The organism is Sneathia sp. DSM 16631 (genome assembly GCF_014892235.1).
GTDB classification, from domain to species: domain Bacteria; phylum Fusobacteriota; class Fusobacteriia; order Fusobacteriales; family Leptotrichiaceae; genus Sneathia; species Sneathia vaginalis.
Genome location: NZ_JADBHL010000022.1, coordinates 1 through 5,809 on the forward strand (window position 1 = coordinate 1; position 5,809 = coordinate 5,809).

Genomic DNA, 5,809 nt, shown 5'->3' on the forward strand with positions numbered 1-5,809 from the left:
AAAAACGGCTATAGATACAGTAAACACTGGTCTATAGCCTATTTATATCCTTAAAAACTGTCAAACTCGAGATTTTAGCCAAAAAAAAAAAAAAAAAGGACATTTTTATTAAATGTATGTTTATTTCTTAACCTAACTGGATACAGTATAATTAAAGGTTGAAATTCATTGATATATTTTAATTAATACTTTTTTAACTACACATCAAAAATATTAATTAAAAACATTATCTTTTTTTTAGATGGAGCTTCTTTCTTATTAAAGCAAAAAGACGATAGAATTTAATTTTCTACCGTCCTTAAATTACAAACAATTTTCTATTTATGGTTTTCATTTAAGAAGTCATCAATAATTTTTCTTGATTCGCTTTTCGCTTTATCATTACTTTCAGCTGTTCCTCCTATTGCAATTCTAATTTTTCCTAAATTTAAAACACCATTGCCAATAAATATATGCCCTGCTCCTTTATATGAATAAATCTTTGCCTTAGAGTTTTGTTCTTTTATTTTATTTGCCATGGCAAGACTATCCCACATTAAATCATCCTCACCTACAATCATTAATATATTTGCCTTAATATCTTTAACTGGTATTAATTTTTCTTGCCTTGTTGAGTCTTTTTCTATTGCACTGTTATATGTTTCTTTATAGCTAATAGGACTTTTAATAATCGCTGGACCAATAATATTTTTAAAAAATGATTTTAATGATGTTCTTCTTATATCTATATATGGAAGTTCCTTTCCTTTATATGTCCATGATGAACCATAATCTTTAAAATCTAAACCAGCAAAATTATATGATGAAGGTGATATTAAAATCAGATTATCTATTTCAGGATATTTGCTCGCTAAATTAAGGGCATATTCTGCACCTTTTGACGCTCCTAAAACACTTATCGGTTTATTGTCTTTTATATTTTTATTTATATAATTGATAACATCTTCAAATTGTTCTAAGGGAATTTTTCTCAAAGTATGTTTTTGATTTTTCATACCAAACATAAATAGAGCAAAGATTTCATAGCCTTCTTTTGCTAATATCTTAGCATTTTCAAAATTTGGACTTCCTTCAGAACCTCCAAAACAAATTACAAGACCCTTATGTAATTTTTTCTTAGGTACAAATCTAAATCCTTGCATTCTACCTTCATCTACATAAGTTACATCAACTCCATCAATATCTGTAGGATATAGGCTTATATTAGTAACATCCTTATAATATTTAGGTAAATTTAAAACACCAATTTCTTTATACTTATGATCATTATATATTCTAAGAATAAAAACTAAAGCTAGTAAAATAATAATAAATGAAAAGATTATAAAAAATATTTTCTTCATTTTATTCCCTCCCTTTAAAATATCATACAGCTTCTACCCCTAAATTTCAACCCTAAATGACATAGAATTTTATACAGTGTTATTGTCGTATTTTCTTTTTAGATCACCTTTAAGAACTGTCATCAGCATATAGATTCCCTGCTCTGTAAAGACATAAGGATTGTACTTAATATTACTACCTCGTCCTGTGCCTCTGTTCAAGGTGAAATTTTTGCACCTTGAAAGTTCTTCAACTTCATAAGTTGTCAACCTAAACATAAAATCTTCGCCTTCAAACTTCTCGATATTGTTTTTGACTTGCCTGTTGAAATTTTTAGTTTCATACCCATAAATATCTGCTAGTTCAAAGTCAAGCATTACTTTCTGTCCCCTTATGATATAAATTTTTTCTGCAAGGGATTCCTGATTTACAAGCATAATTTCGTCTTTTTTATCCATCTTTTCCATTTCCTTTCTCAAATTTCCAAATCTTAGCTTATCAACATTAAGGTTATGTCCTGAAGATGTATTTTCTTTTATCTTGTCCGTAATGATGACTATTTCCTGTTCTGTATTTTTAAGTTTTTTGCTTAAATCTTCTTTCTTTGATAAATATGCTTCTTTATCTATTTCGTCCTGTTTATGCCTTTCATAAATCTGCATTTTGGAAACCTGAATCTTTTACTTTTCCGCTTCCAGTCTTTTCTTCCTGTCAAGCAGGATTTTACAAATGCTTTCCATAACTTTATACTCAATCTTTCTTGTCTGCTCTTTTTAAAGAAAGCTCTCTGTATAAAGTTTAATCTCTTTTGAAACGATATCTTCCAATGTTTCTGCTTTTATCTTCCCTTTCAAGCAACCATAATCCATTGCTATATATCTATATGGACAACAATACCCATCTGTTTTTCCATAATTAACTGTATAGGTCATTTTATGATGACACTTACCACCCTAAATTTCAACCCTAAATGACATAGAATTTTATACAGTATTATTGTCATATTTTCTTTTTAGGCGGAGCTTCTTTTAAATTATCTTACACTAATTCCATAAAATATGGCTAAACTTGGATTTGAATTATCCAACATAGCTTTAATCCCATATTTAGCCCTCATATTACTAGATAAATCTTGTTCTCTATAGACTTTAAGAGATACATTTGTACCTACTTTTGATATTTTTCTATTCTTTAAAATACTAGTACTTAAACTTAATTCTAAGTTTGTGTCCTCTATTTTCTTATCCATAACCGTTCCTAGCTCAACTATACAAGCATCGTTAAACGGATATACTTTTAAATCTATATACGGTTTAATTAATCCCATATATTTCACATTTAAATTGTAATATCCCCGTGTCTTATACCCCACTGCATTAGTAATTGCTAACTTATCTATATTGGTTGTATAACCAATATATCCACTTAGAATACTCCTCTGCTTATACGTATCTAATTCAATCCCTAATACAGCATTTTCTTTTTCAAATTTAACTGAATTTTTAAGTATATGTTCTGTTTTACCTATCTTTTTATTAAAATACAACGTTGTATCAACTGAAAGTTCACCAAAACATAGTATCGGTAAAACAGCAATAATTATCATCAATAATTTTTTCCTCATAAATTCTCTACCTTCCCGCCCCGCCTAAAAATTAACATATTGTAGAAGAGAATTTATGAGAAATCAAGTGTACTAAAAAAAAGATTAACCCCTACCAAGGTTAATCTTTAAAAAATTTATTCAATTATTTCCATGAATATTTGATGTTTAATTCAGTCTTAACATCTAGACCTTTGTATTCAAGAGATTTGTCAGCTTTTTCACCAAATTTAACTGGTAATTCAACCTTATTATTAACTTCTAATCCTTCTACTGGTTTGTATACTAATGAAGCACTTGGTTTAAGTTCTAATGACTTAGTACTTACAACCTTGTTGTTATCTTTCTTAATATTATCGAAGTTAGCACTTAAGCTTACTCCACCTTTTAATTCTAACTTATCAGTTGCTTTGTAAACAGCATTTACTTCTGGTTTTAATGTAACAAAACCGTTTACTAACTTAGGTGTTCCATAATTCTTAAGTACAGCTGAACTTACTGTGAATTCAGGACTTACAGTTAATTTAGAATCAACAGTATAATCGTATTTAGCACCTAATTTAACTGCATAAACTCCTCTATTTTTAATAGTCTTAGTTGTATTAGTCTTAACAACTTTAACATCAGATAATAGTACATTACCAGTTAATGTTAATTTGTTGTTTAATAATGCATATTTAGCATCTAATGATGTACCAAACATAATTAAGTGTCCATTTTCAACAACTTTATTACTTCTAGCATCATATTTTCTGTATCCTTCAGTATAGTCTACAAATGGGTTAGCTGATAATGTTAATCCTTTAACACCTGTATATGTTAATTTAACATCTGCATATTCTCTGTGTAAACCAGTTACTGTTCTAATCCATTTTGCACCTTGGAATTTATCTAAGTAATCATTTATTTTAACTCCACCTAAAACAACATCATGTTTGTTATCTCCTTCATCTTTCTTAATGAAGTCAGTATATGTTTTATTTGTGAATTCAGAAACATTAACTTTAAATCCTGCTTTACCTTCAACAGCGAAGTCTTTAATAGCATCATATTTTGCAGATACTTCACCTTTAACATAATTTACAGCTTCTGCAGCTTTTTGATCTTTTTTAAGTTCTCTGTAGTCATGTTTAATTTCAACATTTGCTTTTACATCTTTTAATCCTTTAACGAATACGTCTTTATCTTTTTCACTTTCTACAAATACTTTGTGAGTTGATTTAACATCTTTTCCGTAATTAACAGTATTAGTTGCTGATTTTGCAAATGGGAATTTAGTCTTTGAGTTTAAACCAAATGTTAATGCATCATATTTGTAGCTTGCTTGTCCTTCAAGTTCTGCTGATCCACCAAATTCAAATTTAGTTTCTTCTTTTTGACCATTTTTAACAGTTTTTGCAAATTCAGGTTCAACTGTTGCTTTTACGAATGATTTAACACCCTTTATTTCTGGTAATTCATATTTAGCAAAAACCTTAGAGTGGTTTAAGAAGTTTTCAGCTTTAGCTTCTCCTAATTTAATATCTTTAGCTTTGAATTCTCCACCAAAGCTTAAACCAGAACCTTTAACTTTAACTTCAGTTTCAACAAAAGTTTCAGGAACTTTGAATTTATTAGTTGAAACTTTTTTAGCTTGATCATAAGTAGAATTTATTTCTCCTTTGAATTTGTAATTAACATGACCTTCAGTTGCAGCTAATGTAGTTATAGATGCAACAAGGCTTGCTAATAATATTGTTTTTTTCATAATATCTCTCCTCTTATCAAAAATTTAATATATTTATATAGTAGTCAAGTATATTGTAGCTATATATACAAGAAATGAAAGAGGTTTTTATTTTTATTTAAAATAGTTTTTTAACCTAACTATTATTTATCTATATTATTCATATATTTTATACGTCTACAACTTAACTACACTTTATTAACCAAAAACAAAATTTTTTTAGAACAAAAAAATTTATCGCCTGTAGCCCCTTTATACAATATAAAAATTAAGGGTAACAAATATAAAGCATAAAGTGGTCAAATTTCTCATTAATGTATTTTTTTCTGAAATTAAGTATAATAAGCAGATATATTGAATAAATACTGTGTATTTAGCGTTTTTTTAATAATACGGCACGCAAAGAAAAAGATATATCATATTTTTTTAAATTAGCATAATGTCAAATATTAATCGTAGCTTATTTAAAAAAAATACAAAAAATATATGTAGCACACTAATATATTCTACTTTTATCACACAAAAGTGATATATGGCTTAAAAATGTTTGAATACTAAAAATACAAAATACGTTTAAAATTCAGCTTAAAAAAATTAGAGCCCAAAAGCACATAAAATACTCGAAACTTTTTTTAAAGTGATAAAAAAATATATTAAGTTAAAAAAATGGTAGTCATAAAATGCGTTTATATAAAAGAATAGTTTGTATGTGAAATATTTCAGTTAAGTATTAAACACTTGTTTTCTATTTTTTCTCTTTTTTATTTAACTTTTTTGGCTATAATATACTTGACTACTATAGAAATATTAAAAAAAAGGAGAAAACAATTATGAAAAAAACAATATTATTAGCAGGAATAATAGCTAGTATGACAACAATGGCTAATGTTACTGGTTTCGTAGAAGGAAACGGTGAAGGCGAAGTAAGATTTAACAAAACATTAGATGGTAAAACATTTGTTGATGGAGATATCAAAGATTTATCAGTTAAAGGTGAAGTAAAAGTTAATAAACTTACTTTAGGTGCAGTATTAAAGAATAAAGATATTAAAGCAATATCTAAAGTTAACCCTTTAACAACTGAAATGTATACAGAAAACTTATTAGACAATTCAAGTGTATACGCTAAATATGAATTACCAGAATTTGCTGGAATT

The 5,809-nt window shown here is 27.5% G+C and carries 4 protein-coding genes and 1 pseudogene; 1 reads left to right on the forward strand and 4 read right to left on the reverse strand.

Going from position 1 to position 5,809, the window contains the following annotated elements:
• Nucleotides 1–317 precede the first annotated feature (317 nt).
• The 4 genes and pseudogenes from IMK15_RS06090 to IMK15_RS06110 form a co-directional block, all read right to left on the reverse strand.
• Nucleotides 318–1,343, reverse strand: a complete 1,026-nt coding sequence (locus IMK15_RS06090; RefSeq protein WP_192942262.1) for an alpha/beta fold hydrolase — start codon at nt 1,341–1,343, stop codon at nt 318–320.
• A 99-nt stretch (nt 1,344–1,442) separates the two neighbouring features.
• Nucleotides 1,443–1,781 (reverse strand): annotated as a pseudogene (locus IMK15_RS06760) (ORF6N domain-containing protein); the annotation flags it as partial.
• A gap of 575 nt (nt 1,782–2,356) precedes the next feature.
• The gene (locus tag IMK15_RS06105; RefSeq protein WP_192942263.1) at nt 2,357–2,947 is read right to left on the reverse strand and encodes a hypothetical protein; all 591 of its coding nucleotides are present in this window, start codon (nt 2,945–2,947) and stop codon (nt 2,357–2,359) included.
• A gap of 124 nt (nt 2,948–3,071) precedes the next feature.
• Nucleotides 3,072–4,673: a hypothetical protein gene (locus IMK15_RS06110; RefSeq protein WP_192942264.1), complete on the reverse strand. Its 1,602-nt coding sequence runs from the start codon at nt 4,671–4,673 to the stop codon at nt 3,072–3,074.
• Nucleotides 4,674–5,482: 809 nt separating this feature from the next.
• Between IMK15_RS06110 and IMK15_RS06115 the strand changes: the two genes are divergently transcribed.
• Nucleotides 5,483–5,809: hypothetical protein (locus IMK15_RS06115; protein WP_192942265.1), on the forward strand; the 327-nt coding region annotated here is incomplete at its 3' end.